The 17561-nt window shown below is 71.8% G+C and carries 15 protein-coding genes, 1 other RNA gene and 1 pseudogene; 10 read left to right on the top strand and 7 right to left on the bottom strand.

The genetic code is table 11. The annotated features are described in order from the left end of the window. Nucleotides 1-21: 21 nt before the first annotated feature. On the bottom strand, nt 22-189 hold the full coding sequence (locus OG595_RS30855; protein ID WP_329277649.1) for a hypothetical protein: 168 nt from the start codon (nt 187-189) through the stop codon (nt 22-24). Nucleotides 190-287: 98 nt separating this feature from the next. Then, the gene (locus OG595_RS30860; RefSeq protein WP_329277650.1) at nt 288-1550 is read right to left on the bottom strand and encodes a hypothetical protein; all 1263 of its coding nucleotides are present in this window, start codon (nt 1548-1550) and stop codon (nt 288-290) included. Nucleotides 1551-1836: 286 nt separating this feature from the next. On the opposite strand from OG595_RS30860, the gene OG595_RS30865 reads away from it, so the two are divergent. The 3 genes from OG595_RS30865 to OG595_RS30875 are packed head-to-tail and all read left to right on the top strand — an operon-like array spanning nt 1837 to nt 4644. Beyond that, nucleotides 1837-2709, top strand: coding sequence for a Nif3-like dinuclear metal center hexameric protein (locus OG595_RS30865; RefSeq protein ID WP_329277651.1), 873 nt, complete (start codon nt 1837-1839; stop codon nt 2707-2709). Further along, a complete protein-coding gene (locus tag OG595_RS30870) occupies nt 2706-3449 on the top strand; it encodes a zinc ribbon domain-containing protein (protein WP_329283365.1) in 744 nt (247 codons plus the stop codon). Before OG595_RS30865 ends, OG595_RS30870 begins: the two co-directional genes overlap by 4 nt. Before the next feature lie 34 nt (nt 3450-3483). Continuing rightward, nucleotides 3484-4644, top strand: coding sequence for a bifunctional RNase H/acid phosphatase (locus OG595_RS30875; protein WP_329277652.1), 1161 nt, complete (start codon nt 3484-3486; stop codon nt 4642-4644). Here the strand turns inward: OG595_RS30875 and eda are convergent. Both eda and yaaA read right to left on the bottom strand, forming a co-directional pair. Then, entirely contained in the window at nt 4619-5293 is a 675-nt protein-coding gene (gene eda / locus OG595_RS30880; protein ID WP_329277654.1) for a bifunctional 4-hydroxy-2-oxoglutarate aldolase/2-dehydro-3-deoxy-phosphogluconate aldolase, read from the bottom strand. The genes OG595_RS30875 and eda overlap by 26 nt on opposite strands. A gap of 181 nt (nt 5294-5474) precedes the next feature. Continuing rightward, nucleotides 5475-6260, bottom strand: coding sequence for a peroxide stress protein YaaA (gene yaaA / locus OG595_RS30885; RefSeq protein ID WP_329277655.1), 786 nt, complete (start codon nt 6258-6260; stop codon nt 5475-5477). A gap of 96 nt (nt 6261-6356) precedes the next feature. Between yaaA and OG595_RS30890 the strand changes: the two genes are divergently transcribed. The 5 genes and pseudogenes from OG595_RS30890 to OG595_RS30910 all read left to right on the top strand — a co-directional run bounded on the left by OG595_RS30890 (nt 6357) and on the right by OG595_RS30910 (nt 11472). After that, on the top strand, nt 6357-7817 hold the full coding sequence (locus OG595_RS30890) for an RNB domain-containing ribonuclease (protein WP_329277657.1): 1461 nt from the start codon (nt 6357-6359) through the stop codon (nt 7815-7817). Nucleotides 7818-7871: 54 nt separating this feature from the next. Continuing rightward, on the top strand, nt 7872-8735 hold the full coding sequence (locus OG595_RS30895) for an AraC family transcriptional regulator (protein WP_329277659.1): 864 nt from the start codon (nt 7872-7874) through the stop codon (nt 8733-8735). Beyond that, nucleotides 8732-9514 (top strand): annotated as a pseudogene (locus tag OG595_RS45435) (DMT family transporter); the annotation flags it as partial. The gene OG595_RS30895 and the pseudogene OG595_RS45435, both read left to right, overlap by 4 nt. A gap of 115 nt (nt 9515-9629) precedes the next feature. Further along, an RNA gene (gene rnpB / locus OG595_RS30905) (RNase P RNA component class A) lies at nt 9630-10038 on the top strand. 624 nt (nt 10039-10662) lie between these two features. Then, nucleotides 10663-11472, top strand: coding sequence for a calcium-binding protein (locus OG595_RS30910; protein WP_329277663.1), 810 nt, complete (start codon nt 10663-10665; stop codon nt 11470-11472). 162 nt (nt 11473-11634) lie between these two features. On the opposite strand, the gene OG595_RS30915 is transcribed toward OG595_RS30910, so the two are convergent. Further along, entirely contained in the window at nt 11635-14745 is a 3111-nt protein-coding gene (locus OG595_RS30915) for a helix-turn-helix transcriptional regulator (RefSeq protein WP_329277665.1), read from the bottom strand. Between the two features lie 293 nt (nt 14746-15038). On the opposite strand from OG595_RS30915, the gene OG595_RS30920 reads away from it, so the two are divergent. Together OG595_RS30920 and OG595_RS30925 are read left to right on the top strand one after the other, a co-directional pair. Beyond that, entirely contained in the window at nt 15039-15536 is a 498-nt protein-coding gene (locus OG595_RS30920) for a hypothetical protein (RefSeq protein ID WP_329277667.1), read from the top strand. Between the two features lie 47 nt (nt 15537-15583). Then, on the top strand, nt 15584-16354 hold the full coding sequence (locus OG595_RS30925; protein ID WP_329277669.1) for a dienelactone hydrolase family protein: 771 nt from the start codon (nt 15584-15586) through the stop codon (nt 16352-16354). A gap of 27 nt (nt 16355-16381) precedes the next feature. Here OG595_RS30925 and OG595_RS30930 read toward each other — a convergent pair whose 3' ends face one another. Beyond that, nucleotides 16382-16675, bottom strand: coding sequence for a hypothetical protein (locus tag OG595_RS30930; RefSeq protein WP_329277671.1), 294 nt, complete (start codon nt 16673-16675; stop codon nt 16382-16384). 187 nt (nt 16676-16862) lie between these two features. After that, complete coding sequence (locus OG595_RS30935; RefSeq protein WP_443073198.1) at nt 16863-17456, bottom strand: hypothetical protein; 594 nt, start codon at nt 17454-17456, stop codon at nt 16863-16865. Between the last annotated feature and the right edge of the window lie 105 nt (nt 17457-17561).

The following is a 17561-nucleotide window of genomic DNA, read 5'->3' on the forward strand; positions in this document are numbered from 1 at the left end:
TATCGATGTACCGACGTACCGTCAGGCCCTGTTCTCGGCCTGCTCGGACGGCTTGCGGTGACGGCCGTGCGGAGTCGCCTCGTCGTTGTGCGCCGAGACCGGACCCCGGTGTCTGCCCTGGCCGTTGCTGTGGCCCGTGGCCTCGTGGGCATCGGCGGACAGCGGCTGCATGGTGTTTGTGTCGTTCATCGGAAAGTCTTTCACCCCGTCAACATGATCCTTCTGACAGCCGGGTGATCTTAACCAGCCCACATCGGGGTGACACGAGCCGCACACCCCCACCGGGACTAGTTCGTTACAAGCTTCGTCACTTCGTTACCGGGCTTCCCGGCCTTCGCCACGAGCCGCCCCAGCGGAGCCTGCTGCAAGGGCACGGGCCGGGCCACGGCGACAGGCGCGGGCAGGGCCGCTTCCGGACCGGCACCCATCCCCGCACCGATCTCCATCCCCGTCCCCGTCCCCGTCCCCATCTCTGACTCCGACGTCGCACCCTCCGCGGACCCTTCGGGCCTCCCGGCCCGCACCCGGGCCACCCCGCACGGCATCTCCCCTGTCGCACAGGGCAGTTGAAGCTCCCCGTCCCTGCTCCACAGCCCGGCGCCCGGCAACCACCCCTCCGGCGCCGGAAGATGCCGCACCTGCCGCTCCGAGGGCCGCCACACCGCCACCCAACTCCCCGCCGGACCGTCCACGCGCAACGCCACCCCGCAGCTCTCCGGCGTCAGCACCTGCCCCGGCTGGATCGCGAACGGTGTGAGAGCGCACCCGTCGATGCGCAGGCACTCCGGGAAACGCACCGGCAGGGTGCTGCCCAGCACTCCCCAGCCCAACCGTTCCTGCCCGCCGGGCGAGGGCGCGTCCGAGCCGATCAGCAGCAGTCCGCTGTCCGCGTCCGCGAGCAGCAGCCGGTCGTTGCTCTCCGCCGAGATCTGGAGCAGCAAGGACACCTCGCCGTCGCGCTCCAGATCGACCACGATCGCCTTGGTGCGCCCTCCGACCTCCCGGTCCAGGGCGAGCAGCCGTCCCGTGCGGTCCAGCCAGACCCCGCCCGAGCAACGGCCGGGAACCTCCGTGACGTACTCGGGTCCGAAGGCGCCGCCCGCCACCAGCCACACCGTCGTGGAACGCCGGCCCACGGCGAGGGCGTACGCGCGGTCGCCGCCCGGAGCCGGGGGCAGCAGACGCAGCGGGGTGCCGGCGTCGGGGCACTCGACCGCGCCGAGGGGGAGTTCGCCGGTGCCGGGTCCGGTCGGATAGAGGAGCGCGAAGGTGTGCCGGCCGTCGATCGGACGGTGGATGAGGACCCGGCCGTCGCCCATCGGCAGCACCTGTGTGCCGGGCTCCTCGGGCTGGTTGCCGGGCAGCGGCACGGCGTACGGCTCGGGCCCGTCGAGTGTCCAGCGCTCCGGGAACCAGGAGTCGCCGTTTCGTGCGAGCCGGGCCGCGTAGGCACCGTCCGCCGTGATCGCCAACTCCGCCCCGGGGGAAAATCGGTCCTCCGCCATGGCTTCGATCATGGGCTCGATCGCTTCGATCGCACAGGCCGTCATCGATCGGTCACCTCCGGCGACGAAACTAGTTTTCGCACGCACAGACGTGGGACCGGGCGGCGGCCATTTCACACATAAGGGTGGCCCGGCGACGATTCGCCTGAGGAAACGGTGGCGCGTGTGCTGGCCGGGGCTCGGCGGGCGCCTGTGCGTCCTCGCGGATGCTGCCGCAACTCTTTGCGAACGCCGCCGCGACCGGCATCCGAGGAACCCCGACGGCGGGTGACCACATCCGCGGGACCGGCGCCGGTTCAGGCGCGGAAGGGGGGCCAGGTAGCCTTGCGTCGTGCCCCGTCTGTCTGAAGTCATCGCCGTGCTGGACGCCCTCTGGCCCCCCGAGCGGGCCGAGAGCTGGGACGCGGTCGGCACCGTCTGCGGAGACCCCGACCAGGAGGTCTCCCGGGTCCTGTTCGCGGTGGATCCGGTCCAGGACATCGTCGACGAGGCCGTGAAGCTGGGTGCCGACCTGCTGGTCACCCACCACCCGCTCTATCTGCGCGGTACGACCACGGTCGCGGCGGACACCTTCAAGGGCCGGGTCGTGCACACCCTCATCAAGCACGACATCGCCCTCCACGTCGCCCACACCAACGCCGACGTCGCCGACCCGGGCGTCAGCGACGCCCTGGCCGGCGCCCTCGACCTGCGGGTCGTACGGCCGCTCGTACCGGATCCCACCGACCCCGCAGGCCGGCGCGGTCTCGGCCGGGTCTGTGAGCTGGACCACCCGCTGACCGTCCGCGAGTTCGCCGCCCGGGCCGCCGGACGGCTGCCCGCGACCGCGCAGGGCATCCGGGTCGCGGGCGATCCCGAGGCACTCGTCCGCACGGTCGCCGTCAGCGGCGGCTCCGGGGACAGCCTCTTCGGCGAGGTGCGCGCGGCCGGTGTGGACGCCTTCCTCACCGCGGACCTCCGCCACCACCCGGCGTCCGAAGCCCGCGCCCACAGCGTCGGCGCCCACAACCCCCTCGCGCTGCTCGACGCGGCGCACTGGGCCACCGAATGGCCCTGGTGCGAACTGGCCGCCGCCCAGCTCGACGAGATCTCCGACCGGCACGGATGGGGCCTGAGGGTCCACGTCTCCGCCACGGTCACCGACCCCTGGACCGCCCACGCGGCGTCCACCACCACCTCTGAAGCACTGGGAGCCCCCAACTGAACGCCGAGCCCGCCGACCAGATCCGACTTCTCGACGTCCAGGCTCTCGACGTACGCCTCCAGCAGCTCGCGCACAAGCGCAAGTCGCTGCCCGAGCACGCCGAGATCGAGTCGCTGACCAAGGACCTCACGCAGCTGCGCGACCTGCTGGTGGCCGCGACGACCGAGGAGAGCGACTGCGCCCGCGAGCAGACCAAGGCCGAGCAGGACGTGGACCAGGTGCGCCAGCGCGCCACCCGCGACCAGCAGCGCCTAGACTCCGGCGCCGTCAGTTCGCCGAAGGACCTGGAGAACCTCCAGCGCGAGATCGTCTCCCTCGCCAAGCGGCAGGGCGACCTGGAGGACATCGTCCTGGAGGTCATGGAACGTCGTGAGTCCGCGCAGGAGCGGGTCGCCGAGCTGACCGAGCGGGTCGGCGCCGTCCAGGGCAAGATCGACGACGCGACCGCGCGGCGCGAGGCGGCCTACGAGTCCCTCGCCGGCGAGGTCGGCACGGCGACGAAGGAGCGCGAGGTCATCGCGGGTTCGGTGCCCGACGACCTCCTCAAGCTGTACGACAAGCTGCGCCAGCAGCAGGGCGGGGTCGGCGCCGCCCGTCTCTTCCAGCGCCGCTGCGAGGGCTGCCGCCTGGAGCTGAACATCACCGAGGTCAACGAGGTGAAGGCGGCCCCCCGCGACGCCGTACTGCGCTGCGAGAACTGCCGCCGCATCCTGGTGCGCACGTCGGAGTCGGGTCTGTAGTCCGGTAGCGGTCCGTCAGCGAGGAGCTTGTGACGTGAGGGAGTTCATCGTCGAGGCCGACGGCGGTTCCCGGGGCAACCCGGGCCCCGCGGGCTACGGCAGTGTCGTCATCGACGCGGCCACGGGCGAGACGCTGGCGGAGGCCGCCGAGTACATCGGCGTCGCCACGAACAACGTCGCCGAGTACCGGGGGCTGGTCGCCGGCCTGCGCGCGGCCCGCGAACTGGACCCGACCGCCACCGTCCACGTCCGCATGGACTCCAAACTGGTCGTCGAGCAGATGTCGGGCCGCTGGAAGATCAAGCACCCGGACATGAAGCCGCTGGCCGCGGAGGCGGCCCGGGTGTTCCCGGACGCCGGGCAGGTGACGTACGAGTGGATCCCGCGCGAGAGGAACAAGCACGCGGACCGCTTGGCGAACGAGGCGATGGACGCGGGCAGGCGCGGCGAACAGTGGTCGGCGTCCACGTCGACGGCGGAGCCGGCCGCAGCCCTCACCTCCACGGCCGCCGACGCGGACACCGGCGCCGCCACGAAGGTGGCCGCCGGCTGGTCGGCGCCCGCGGATCTCGGCCCGCCCGCGACCTTCGTGCTCCTGCGCCACGGCGAGACCCTCCTCACCCCCCAGAAGCGCTTCTCGGGCAGCGGCGGCACCGACCCGTCCCTCTCGGACGTGGGCCGGGACCAGGCCGAGCGGGTGGCCGCGTCCCTGGCCCGGCGCGGCACGATCGAGGCGATCGTCGCGTCCCCCCTGACCCGTACCCGGCAGACCGCCGCCGCTGTCGCGGAGCGCCTCGGCCTCGACGTGACCATCGACGACGGCCTGCGCGAAACGGACTTCGGCGCGTGGGAAGGCCTGACGTTCGGCGAGGTGCGTGAGCGCTACCCGGACGACATGAACGCCTGGCTGGCCTCCCCGAAGGCCGAACCGACGGGCGGCGGCGAGAGTTTCGCGGCCACCGCGCGCCGGATGGCCGTCACCCGCGACAAGCTGATCGCGGCCCACGCGGGCCGTACGGTCCTGCTGGTCACCCACGTGACCCCCATCAAGACCCTCGTCCGCCTGGCCCTGGGAGCCCCGCCCGAGTCCCTGTTCCGCATGGAGCTGTCGGCGGCTTCCCTCTCGGCGGTGGCGTACTACGCGGACGGCAACGCGAGCGTACGGCTCTTCAACGACACGTCCCACCTGCGCTGAGCACCGCGTCCGCTCGGCGGAGCTTCGCCGCCGCGCGGGCCAGGGCCTCGACCCGGTCCCAGTCGTGCGCGGCTACGGCGTCCGCCGGAAGCATCCAACTCCCGCCCACACAACCGACGTTGGGCAGCGCCAGATACTCGGGCGCGTTCGCCGGACCGATCCCCCCGGTCGGGCAGAAGCGGGCCTGGGGGAGCGGCCCGGACAGCGACTTCAGGTAGGCGGTGCCGCCCGCCGCCTCCGCCGGGAAGAACTTCATCTCCCGCACCCCGCGCTCCAGCAGCGCGACGACCTCGGACGTCGTCGACACCCCGGGCAGGAACGGCACCCCGGCTGCCCGCATGGACTCCAGCAGTACGTCCGTCCAGCCCGGGCTGACGAGAAAACGCGCCCCGGCGGCGAGCGCGTCGGACACCTGGGCCGGTGAGATGAGGGTGCCTGCGCCGACCACCGCGCCGGGGACCCCCTCGGCGACGGCCCGGATCGCGTCGAGTGCGACGGGTGTACGCAGGGTGACCTCGATGGCCGGCAGTCCCCCCGCGACGAGCGCCCGGGCGAGCGGCACGGCGTCGGCCAGATCCTCGACGACGACCACGGGCACGACGGGCGCGAGATCAAGAACGGAGGGAGAGGGCACAGGAAAGCTCGGCATGCGCCTCATCCTGCCCCCGGTCCACAACGCACGCAACGAGCGTTGCACATGTCGCAACAGGGTGCGTGCGCGTACGTAGGGGCGCGGCGAACTGCGCGACGAGCCACGACGGCGCAGCAGCCGCCGAACAACCCGAAATGCCCACCCCGCGAAGCGCCCCGCCCCGCCCACACCGAACTGCTCAGTGGATCTCGTCCACCAGCACATCCAACGCCCACGCCGTCCCCGCCCCCCTCGGCGGAGCCTCCCCCTCCACCGCATACCCGAGATCCCGCAACGCCTCCACCAGCTCCCCCGGCCCGGAGGGCATCGCACCCGCGCTCACCAGACTCCGTACGATCCGCCCCTTCGTCGCCTTGTTGAAGTGGCTGACCACCTTCCGGGTCGGCGCGTGCAGCACCCGCACGGTCGCCGTCCGCCCGGCAACCTCCCCCTTCGGCTTCCAGGCCGCCGCGTAGGCGGCGGACCGCAGATCGAGGACGAGCCCGTCACCGGCCACCTCCGGCAGGACGGCGGCCATCGGCGCACGCCAGTGCGCGCCCAGCGCACCGAGGCCGGGCAGTCTCACACCCATCGAGCACCGGTACGAGGGAATGCGATCCGTGACCCGTACGGCACCCCACAACCCCGAGAAGACGAGCAACGACCGCGCGGCCCGCTTCTTCGCGGCGGCGTCGAGAGATGCCAGGTCGAGGGCGTCGTACAGCACCCCCGTGTAGACCTGCCCGGCGGGCCGCGCTCCGGCGGTAAGCAGGTCGACGTTCTTGGCGACCTCGCCCCGCAGCCCCTCGCTCAGCCCCAGCACCTCACGCGCCTTCTCCTCGTCACCGGCACACAACTCGACGAGCTCCCCGAGTACTGCCTCGCGGGCAGCCGTGAGCCCCGGCAGGGACAGCGACTCCAGCTTCAACGGGGCACCGCGCCCCGAAGCGGCCTTGCCTTCGGAGGGGGGCAACAGGACAAGCACGGTGGGTTCTCCAAACGGGTACGCGGGTACACGGCGCCGACCCGCGTCAGATTACGTGGTGAGGCGGGTCGTCCCGATTGTGCCTACGCTCGTTCCATGCCCCGCCGCCACATGAGCGTGACCGGCGCTCCCGAAGCCCCCCTCCGGGCCGCCCTCACTGCACTCCGCACCGAACTGGGCGTCCCCGACAGCTTCCCGCCCGAGGTACTGGCCGAAGCGCGGGCCGGGGCGGAGCGGGCGGCGAAAACACCGGCTCCGCCGCCCGTCGACGCGACGGACATCCCGTTCCTCACGATCGATCCGCCCACGTCCACGGACCTCGACCAGGCGATGCACCTGTCCCGCCGCCCCGGCGGCGGCTTCCGCGTCCGGTACGCCATCGCGGACGTCGCGGCATTCGTCGTACCGGGCGGGGCGCTGGACAAGGAGACGCACCGCCGCGTCACCACCCTCTACTTCCCGGACGAGAAGACCCCGCTCCACCCGCCGGTACTCAGCGAGGACGCCGCCAGCCTCCTCCCCGACCGGACCCGCCCGGCCGCGCTCTGGACGATCGACCTCGACGCGGACGGCCGTACCGTCGCCGTGGACGTCCACCGCGCCCTCGTCCGCAGCCGCGCCAAACTCGACTACGAGGGCGTACAGCGACAACTCGACGCCGGGACGGCGGAGGAACCCCTGGCCCTCCTCAAGGACATCGGCGAGGCGCGGGAACGCCTGGAAGCCGAACGCGGCGGAATCTCCCTGAACGTCCCGGAGCAGGAGATAGTCGAGGACGAGGACGCTCGCACGTACTCACTCACCTACCGCGCACCCCTGCCCGCCGAAGGCTGGAACGCCCAGATCTCCCTCCTCACGGGCATGGCGGCGGCAGAGCTGATGCTCACGCACGGCACGGGAGTACTCCGCACCCTCCCCGCCGCACCGGACGGCGCCGTCGGCCGCCTGCGCCGCACCGCGCAAGCCCTGCACATCGACTGGCCGCACCACGTCTCCTACGCTGCCCTGATCCGCTCCCTGGACCCGCACCGCCCCCACCACGCGGCCTTCCTCCAGGAATGCACGACACTGCTGCGGGGCGCCGGCTACACGATCTTCCGCGACGGCAACCTCCCCCCGCTCACCACCCACGCCGCCGTAGCCGCCCCCTACGCCCACTGCACGGCCCCCCTGCGCCGCCTCGTCGACCGCTACGCCTCGGAGATCTGCCTCGCCGCCGTCGCCGAACAGCCCCCGCCCGACTGGGTGTCGGCAGCCCTGGACGCCCTCCCCAAGGAGATGACCGAGGGCGGGCGGCGAGCGGGCGCCGTGGAACGCGGCTGCGTGGACATCGTCGAGGCGGCACTCCTCAAGGACCGGGTGGGAGAGGTCTTCGAGGGGTTCGTGGTGGACGTGGAGGAACACAGACCCACGGTCGGATCAGTCCAGTTGGAGTCCCCGGCGGTGGTCGCGCGGCTTGAGGCCCCCGGGACTCCGCTGCCACTGGGGGAGCGGTTGCGGGTTCGGCTCACGCGGGCCGAGCTGGGGGTGGCGGGGGTGCGGTTCGCTCCCGCGTGACGGTCGCCGCGACACGACAGACCTCCTCCGACACCCGCGAAGTACCGTGGAACCGTGAACGCAGGCAGGGGCACACGGGAACAGGCACTCTGGACCAGAGCGAGACTCGGCCGCTGCGGCCCCGCCCTGGACCTGCTCACCGCCCGCTTCGACCGGCACGTCTACGCCCCGCACGCCCACGACGAGTTCACGGTCGGGCTGTGCGTGGGCGGCTCCGAGGTCATCGACTACCGGGGCGGCCGAATCCGCCCCAGGCCGGGCTCGATCGTCGTACTGGACCCCGGAGAGATGCACACCGGCGGCCCGGACACCGCCGACGGATACGCCTACCGAGCCCTCTACGCCGACACCTCCCTCCTCACGGACGGCACCACCGGCGGCTTCCCCCACTTCCGCGAGCCGCTGCTCGACGACCCCGAACTGGCCGCCGCCTTCCGCGCCGCCCACACCGACCTGAGCATCTGCCCGGACCCCCTGGAAGCCGAGTCCCGTCTCCCCTGGCTGCTCACGGCACTGGCCCACCGCCACTCCACGGCCCGCCCGACGGACGATCGGATCCCCGGCGCGGACCGGATAGCCCACGCGGTACGCACCCGCCTGGCCGACGAACTGACCACCCCGCCCTCCCTCGCCGACCTCGCCACCGACCTGGGCCTGTCCCGCTACCAACTCCTGCGCGCCTTCCGTACGACAGTCGGAATACCCCCGTACGCCTGGCTGGCCCAGCACCGGGTGACCCGGGCCAGGGCCCTGCTGGAGACCGGTCTGCGCCCCGCCGAAGTCGCGTCGCTCGTCGGCTTCGCCGACCAGGCACACCTGACCCGCTGGTTCCGGCGCGTACTGGGCGTGACCCCGGCGGCGTACCGCAACAGCGTTCAAGACGGAGGTAGGGGAAGCGGCCGACACTCGCCCGTATGACTGCACGCGGCTGGTTGTTGTTCTCCCTGATGGGAGTGGTCTGGGGCATCCCGTATCTGCTGATCAAGGTGGCGGTGGAGGCGGACCTGTCCCCGTCGGCGGTGGTGTTCACGCGCTGCGTGCTGGGCGCGGCGATCCTCCTCCCCTTCGCGATCCGCCAGGGCGGCCTGCCGCGCACGATCCGCACCCACTGGCGCCCGATGCTGGCCTTCGCGGTCATCGAGATCATCGGCCCGTGGTGGACCCTGACGGACGCCGAACGCCACCTCTCCAGCTCCACGGCCGGCCTGCTGATCGCGGGGGTGCCGATAGTCGGGGTCGCGCTGGCCCGCTTCTTCGGCAGTACGGAGAAGCTGGGCGTCCGGCGGCTCACGGGCCTGACCCTGGGCCTCGCGGGCGTCGCCGTCCTGACGGTCCCGCACCTGACCGGCGGCGACGCGCGCTCCCTGGCCGAGGTACTGCTGACGGTCGTCGGCTACGCCACGGCCCCGCTGATCGCGGCGCGCCATCTGAAGGACGTCCCGTCGCTCCACCTCACGGCGCCGTGCCTGGCGTTGGCGGCTCTGGTGTACGCCCCGGCGGCGGTGGTGACCCGTCCGGCCGCGCTTCCGTCCGGGGAGGTGCTGGCAGCCCTGGCCGTCCTGGGCGTGGTCTGCACGGCCCTCGCCTTCGTGGCCTTCCTGGAGCTGATCAAGGAGGTCGGCCCGACCCGCGCCACGGTGTTCACGTACGTCAATCCGGCGGTCGCGGTGGCGGCGGGCGCCGTCTTCCTGGACGAGCCGCTCACGGTCGGCATCCTCGCCGCCTTCGCGCTGATCCTCGCGGGATCCGTCCTGGCGACGGCGACTGGACCGCGTCGGGGCGGACGCCCGGTAGCATGGTCGACACGGCAGACGAGCCGGGCGGACGGCCGCGTGGACTCCCCTTCGGGGGCGCTCCCCGAGGAACGTCCGGGCTCCACAGGGCAGGGTGATGGCTAACGGCCACCCGGGGTGACCCGCGGGACAGTGCCACAGAAAACAGACCGCCGGGGATTTCGATCTCCGGTAAGGGTGAAACGGTGGTGTAAGAGACCACCAGTGCCCAGGGCGACCTGGGCAGCTAGGTAAACCCCACCCGGAGCAAGGTCAAAAGGAGCCGCTGCAACAGGCGGTTCTGCGAGGACGTTCGAGGGCTGCCCGCCCGAGTCCTCGGGTAGACCGCACGAGGCCGGCGGCAACGCCGGCCCTAGATGGATGGCCGTCTCCCCGGCCGCCGCGAGGCGGTCGGGCGACAGAACCCGGCGTACAGCCCGACTCGTCTGCCGCCAAGAGCCTATGACCAGGGAAATCGCTGGTCGTAGGCTCTTTTTCCGTAAGTCGAAGGGCTTCACCGGGCCCCGGTCCGTGCCGGTTCAGGCCGGTACACGCGGCTGTGAACGTAGCCAACAAGGTAGCCACGAAGGTAGCCACTCACGCGGCCACCGCGGGCACTCGTCCTGATTGCTGAGGCCTCACGATGGTCACGATTCGCACGTAGCCAGTGGCCACAGCCCGGATCGAGGAAGAGGCACGGGAGCGGCTCGGGACCGTCCATGGCGGTCGGCGAGCGGATCCGGGGGGATCTCCGGATCCGGCGTAGCGGGGCGGACGTCTGCGCGAGCTGCTGCGACGCCAGATGCGTGAGGGACGCCCCGTGCGGCCCGCCGTTCCGGCATCCGGCTGCGCGGTGAGGGCCACGAGGTAATTGGGGGACTTTCCCTCATGCGTCCGGTGTGGGCGGCGGGCACATTGGTGACCACGTTTCAGCACGACGTCACCACGCGTGCGCAACCGAGGGGAAGTCGATGGGCAGAAAAGCGTTACTCCGGGTTCTGATGGTCGCCGTGATGGCGGGTTCCGCGGTGACCTTGACCGCGGGGCCCGCGAGCGCGGCCACAGGGGTGTCTGTGAGTGGGGGTGATGTGATCGTCAACGCGGGGTCGGGCGTCGCGAACAACATCACGGTCTCCCTGTCGGGAAGTTTCGTCGTCATTCAGGACACCGCCGCCACCCTCACGGCAGGCGTCGGCTGCTCGGCTCAGATCAACGGATCGGTGGCCTGCCAGGTCGGCAGCTTCGCCACAGTGGTGGTGAACGCGGGGGACCTGAACGACCGGATCACCAAGACCGGCAATGTCCGGGGCAACCTGAAGGGCGAGTCGGGCAACGACATCATCGGCGGCGGTCCCAGCCCTGGCAGCAACATTCTCAACGGCGGGGCGGGCAACGACACTCTCAACGGTGGCCCCACCTTCGACCTCCTCATCGGTGGCGCCGGCGCCGACACGCTCAGCGGCGGGGGCGGTACCTCCGACATCGCCAGCTACTTCGAGAGCGGCTCAGGGGTGGTCGTCGACATCGACAACTCCGCCGACGACGGTGCCGGCGGCGAGGGCGACAACGTCCTCACCGACGTGGAGATCATCTACGGCAGCGAGTTCAACGACACGATCACCGGAAGTGCGTCGAACGACACCATGCTCGGCTACGGGGGCAACGACCGGCTGGTCGGCGGGGCGGGCAACGACAGCCTGACCGGGGACCTCGTCCCGTCCAGCAGCGGCCGGACCGGCGCGGACACCCTGGTCGGCGGTCCCGGGAACGACACCCTGAACGGCGTGGACAACATCCTGGGCAACGACAGTGTCGACGGGGGCGCCAACACCGACACCTGCACCGCCGACACCGGGGACACCAAGAGTCTCTGCGAGGCGTGAGGAAACGCCGCACGGGACCAGCCCAGGGATATGCGCGAGACCAATGCGGGCATGTGCCGGAATGATCCCGTGCGGTCAGCGGTCAGCCCACGTCAGGTGCCGGCGTCGCGCGCCACGCTGGAGGGAGCGACCCTCGCTGCCGCGGCGCCGGGCGCGCCGGAGTCATCGCCCGTCCGCGTACCGGCGGGCCAGGCCGCGCAGGGCGGTCCGGCTGCTCTGGCCGGTGCGGTCGCGGAGACTCGCCAGGTGCTTTTCGACGGTGCGGGGCGAGAGGAACAGCTGCTGGGCGATCTCCTGGTTGCCGAGCCCCCGGCCGAGCAGGCGCAGCACCTCGTACTCCCGGGCGGTCACCCCCGTACGCCGCAGCTCCGGCGGAATCGTGTCATGGCCCTGGCGCCGCCGGGGCACGGGAGAGCCCGCTTCCCGCAACAGGGCGCGGCAGGCCGCCGACATCCGTGTCGTGCCCCGGTCGTGGAAGAACTGCTCGGCGGTGCGCAGCCACTCGACAGGGTGCCCCCAGTCGGCGGTGAGCGCCGCCTCGGCACCCAGGCGCAGACACAGGTGACGGGCCATGGGAATGGTGTCGGTACCGGCCAGGGCTTCCTCGGCCGCCTTGGCGGCCTCGGCGGCCTGGCCTTCGCGGCCCAGCAGCACGGCCCGGGACCATCCCACGAAGGGCCGGTCCCAGTGGACCTGGGTGAGCCGGTCGGCGACCGCGCCGTCCAGCTCCGCCCAGCCGGCCGCGCCCCGTACGGTGCGCAGGAGCAGGTACGGGCCGAGGAAACCGATGACCCCGCGGGTGCTGGGCAGTACCCGCATGGTCCGGTCCGCCTCGGTGAACTCGGCCATGGCACGGTCGGGTTCCTCCAGCAGCAGGGAACACACGCCCCGGGCCCAGCCCCACACCGAGGTGTCGGCGTAGCCCCAGACCGCTCCGCCGCTCCCCCCGGCCAACGCGGTCTCCAGAACGTGCAGCGCGGCCTCGAGTTTCTCCCGTTCGCCTCGGGAGGCGGCGATGACGGCGTCCATCGCGACACCGATCAGCTGCACCTCGCGCAGCCGCAGCCTGCCGGCCGTCGTGTGGAGTCGCCCGGCGTGCTCCAGGGCCCCGTCCAGGTCGTCGCGCAGCACATGAGCCTGTGCCAGATGCGTGTCGGCCACGGCCGTCAGGAGCACGGCACCGGTCTCCTCGGCCGCCTTCCGTGCTGCCAGCAGCCGGTCGGTACCGGTGAACCGGATCCGGTCCAGCGCACCGAGTTCCAGCAGGCCTCGTATCCGCCAGACCGGCAGGGCATGGGTCTCGGCCGTGGACACCAGACGATCGAACGCCTTCTCCGCCTCGGCCAGGTCGTGGGGCCGCAGGCAGTACCCGAGGATGTTCAGCGCCTTGCAGCTCACCTCCGGCAGCCCGCCCGCCTCGGCAGCGGCCAGGGCCCCTTCGGCCAGGACCTGGGCGCTCTCCAGCCGGTCGGGGCGCTGTGAGCCGAGCACCAGGTGCGCCGCCACGGCGTCCAGGGCGGCCCGGGACGCCGCGTCGGGCTCGGCGCCGAGCAGTTCCCGTGACCGGCGCACGGCGGTCAGGCCTTCCTCCCACTGCTGTGCGGTGGCCGCGGCCCGGGCCCGGGTCAGGAAGCCCGCGGCGCGCCGGGCGGCGGGCGCGCCCCACGCGATCAGGACATGGTCCAGCCGATCGCCGAGCTCCGGGACGCGCTGGACGTCGCCCGTCAGAACGAGTGTCCCCAGCAGTTCCTCCAACAGCCGGGCCACTGTCTCGGGCGGTGTGTCCGTGGCATCGGCGGTCAGTTCCAGGCCCCGGTCGAGGAGTTCCACCGCGGTCAGCAGCGCGCCCCGTAGGACCGCCTGCCGACTGGCCCGGGTGAGCAGCGCGGCTGCCCGGGCCGGCTGCCCGCCGGCGACGCACAGCTCCGCGGCCAGGCGGTACAGGTCGTCGCCCGAGCCGCCGCCGAGCAGACCTCGCGGCTCCCCACTCCGGTCGGGGCGGGGAGCCATCGGCTCCGGCACCGCCGCGTCGGCGGCCTCGATGGCGTCGGCGGCGGCGAGACAGAGCGCCGCCCGCTCAGCGGGCAGCAGCCGGTGGGCGATGGCGTCGGCGGTCAGGGCGTGCCGGAAGGAGTGCCAGCCGGGCTGCTCCGCGGTGGCGCCGTCGGTGACCAGGTGGGCCCGTGCCGCATGTCTCAGCTGGCGGAGCGCCGTCATCCGGTCGAGCTCGGCGACACGGGCGGCCACGTCCACGGGGAACCGCCTGCCCAGGACCGCCGCCGCCTCCAGGAGCGCGATCCCGGGCGGTTCCAGGTGGTCGACGCGCTGGAGGACGGCGGCGGCGACCGTCGTGGGGACGCCGGCGTTCAGCGCGCCGGTCACCGTCCAGCCGTCGTTCCGCGTCCGGACGAGGTTGCCGCTGTCGACCATGGCTCGCAGCAGTTCCTCAACGACGAAGGGGACGCCCTCGGAGACGGCGTGCAGGCGGTCCAGTACGGCCGCCGGTACCTTGTCGGCGTCGTCGTGGCCCAGACAGCGGGCGGCCAGTTCCGCCGTGTGGGCGGGCCCGAGGCGCGCCAGGCGCAGTGTGCGGGCCGCACGGCGGGATACCGCGGCCTCGGCGAGGTCGAGGGCCGGTCCGGGCCCACCGCGCAGGGTGGCCAGCAAGGCGGCCCGCTGGCCGGGGAGGTTGTCCGTGAGGTAGTCGACGATGGTGAGCGTGTCGGCGTCCGCGTCGTGCAGGTCCTCCAGCACCAGTAAGCAGCCATGGGTACGTCCGAGGACGCCCAGGAGCCGCAGCACCGCCTCGGCGTAACCCACCAGCGGCGCGCCGTCCTGCGGCGCCAGCCCGCACAGCCGTGACAGCAGCGGCTCGTAGGGGCCCAAGTCCCCGTCCGCCGGCGCCCCTTCACCGCGCAGTCCGGAGAACACGGCCTCCGCCAGCGGGCGCAGCGGCACCGCGCGCCCGGCCGACGCGGCCCGCCCGCGCAGCACCCGTGACCCGGTGCGCGCGGCTGCGGCCACGGCCTCCTCCACGAGGCGCGACTTGCCGATACCCGGCTCGCCCAGCACGAACACCGACGAGCCCCGTCCGTCACCCGCCGACCGTCCCAGCTCGGTCAGAAGGTCCAACTCCGGTCCTCTGCCGACCAGTGCCGGTGACGACAACGACACCCGGGCCCCCTGCACCTTCTTCGCCTTCTGCGCCTTCTTCCGGGATGTCCCGGCCGCTCCCTCGAATGTCTCTTCGAGTCCGTACAGCGTAGTGCCCACGAGTCACAGGGGACGCACAACTAGATGGGGGCTCTTCCCCCATGCCCCCGGCAGCAGGCGCACGACATTCTCTTCTCAGCAGGTGGGGGGACAGGGCATGTCCGGGGGAGGGGGACATGCCCTGCTGCTGTTCTTTCTTCGATGGGCGGATCCCAATGTCTTCAAGGTCTTCGATTCTGGTCACCGCCGGGTTTCTGGCTGTGGTCCTGTCCGGATGCTCGTCGCTCACGGGAAGCCCGGGAGGGGGTGGCGGCACGTCGCCGTCGACGGGTTCGGCAGCCGAGGGGCCGGACGTGCCGACGTCCGCCCTGGACCTGGAGCGTGTGTGCACGGACGGGCTCGGCTACGCGGGGATGCCCGCCTACGACCGTACGAAGAAGACCGTGCATCCGGCGATGCTCATGAACAACCCCGGCGACAGCTGGTCACAGTTCGAGCCGCCCTCCGGCGACTTCCCCAGGGGCTGGATCCTCGGCTACGCGGACAAGCCCGCCGAAGCCGAGCTGGTCGTCTGCGTCGAACGCACCAAGTCGACCCCCACCGGCAAGGTGTGCGCCATGGAGACCGATGACGGCAAGCCGCTGAAGATACGCACGTACGACACTTCCTACCGGTTGAGTGTGGTCGAGTCGCGGACGGGCGAAGAACTGTACGAGTACACCGGTGACGCCAAGTCCGACGAGTGCCCGGTGTACATCTTCACCTCGGAGGGCGAGGACAAGAACACGTACTACAACGAAGTCCGGCCCAAGGACTACCGCAAGCGCGTCCAGCCCTTCATCGCGCCGTAGTCCTCACTCCGGCGACCCCCGCCCCCGGACCTCCCCTGGAGCAGATTTTGTCCGTCACGACCACCACCGCTGTTGATCTGAGCGGGCTCAGCGCCGCCCGCGGCGGCTCCCGTCGGCTCACCGGCCATCTCACCCGGCCCACCGGGCCGGGCCCCTGGCCCGGTGTCGTCGTGATCCATGAGGCGCTGGGCGTCAATGACGTGATGCACCGCCAGACAGAGCGGCTGGCGAGAGCCGGGTACCTCGTTGCCATGCCCGACCTGTTCACCGACGGAGGAGCCGTACGCTGCCTGGTGCCGACCTTCCGGGCCGCCCTGTCCGGACGCGGCCGGGCCTTCCACGACATCGAGGCTGCCCGCACCCACCTCGCCCAGGATCCCGACTGCACCGGGCGGATCGGCGTCATCGGCTTCTGCATGGGCGGTTCCTTCGCCCTCCTCACCGTGGGCGGCGGCGACTACGCTGCCGCCGCCGTCAACTACGGCCGCCTGCCCAGGCATCTCGAGCAGGCGCTCACCGGTTCCTGTCCCGTCGTCGCGAGTTACGGGGCCCGCGACCGTACGCTGAAGGGCGCGGCCTCCGGTCTGGAGGCGTCCCTCGACCGGCTCGGCGTCGCCCACGACGTCAAGGAGTATCCGGAGGCCGGGCACTCCTTCCTGAACGACGCCGAGGTCGGGCCGCGCGCGCTGCGTCCACTGATGCGTGTCGCCGGAATCAGGCCGCACCCGGAGTCCGCCGTCGACGCGTGGCGACGGATCGACGATTTCTTCGCCACGCACCTCAGAGGGGACGGCATCGACGGGGCGCCGGGAACGTGAAAGCAGGGGCCGCGCCCTGGCGGCGTCCTAGGGGGTGTGCCCTGCGGTCACGTGCGTGAGCCGGCGTTCCGCCCACCGCCGTAGTTCGTCCTCCAGCCAGTCGAACTCGAAGGCGATGCGGCGGGCGTGGTCGTGGAGTTCGGGAACGCGTCCGGGATGCCGGAGGGTGCTCGCGCTGATGCCGTCCTGGTAGTAGCCGGCCTGGACGACGACATCGGCGTCCAGCGTCATCATGACGAAGGCCGGGTTGTTGGCTCCAGCTCCCAGGATCCTGTTCTCGCAGCCGGCTCCCGCGATGTCCCAGTGGTCGGCGAGCGCCACGCGGACCCAGCGCCAGGTCTGCAGTTCCCCTGGAGATGGCCGAGATCGTACGCGCCGGGTAGGGGGCGTTCGGCGAGCATGACGAGGCGCCCCCGGGTGATGTCCGCCTCCGCTGCCGCGAGCAGCTGATGGTCGGTGATGCCTAGCTTGTTGCGCAGCACGCCGTTGGGCACGGCGTACGGATCGTTCACCCTGCCCGCCGCTCCGAAGTCTGTCGGTGGCGGGCGATCGCGCGGGCGACGAGGGTGTCCGCGTCGAGGTCGCCCTCCACGTATGCCTCGGTGTCGCGGTCTGAGGCATTGGAGGCCTGGAGCCCCTCGGCCTCGATGGAGCCGGTGGCCGAGGCGACGGCCGCACGTCGTGCCGCGCGGCCGCTCAGTGCCTCGAAGGCCTCGACGGACAGGAGGACGCCCTGGGGCTTGCGGTGGGCGCCGATCAGGACCGGGTCGGCATCCGCGCCGGACTCCGACAGGTCGGCCAGGATTCGCGACAGTCCCGCGCGCGCGTCGCTGACGGTCACGACCTCAGGGATCTCCATGCTGTCACCGTACCCATATAGAGGCTTGATTCTGTACAGATTCTGGTACGGATTCCGGTGAGTGTCCCGCCCTGGGCGGGGGCCCTGGAGGTATCTCTGCCCCTGCTCCCGGCGGCTGCCGCCAGCCGAGACTGCGAGGTCCTCGCCCATGTCGGCGGGGTTGAACCGGACCACCGGTACATCGCGCTGGTCGAGTTCGGTGATCACCATGTCGGCGGTGATGCCGTCGGCCTCGGCGGCCACCAGAACCGGCCGCTCCGAGAACGACGAAGCGTCCGTCCGGATCGCTCCGGCGCGGGGCGCCTCCTTGCGTAGCCATCAAGGTAGCCACGGAAGCATCCTCCCTGC

Origin of the sequence: Streptomyces sp. NBC_01451 (assembly GCF_036227485.1) — a bacterium.
GTDB lineage: Bacteria > Actinomycetota > Actinomycetes > Streptomycetales > Streptomycetaceae > Streptomyces.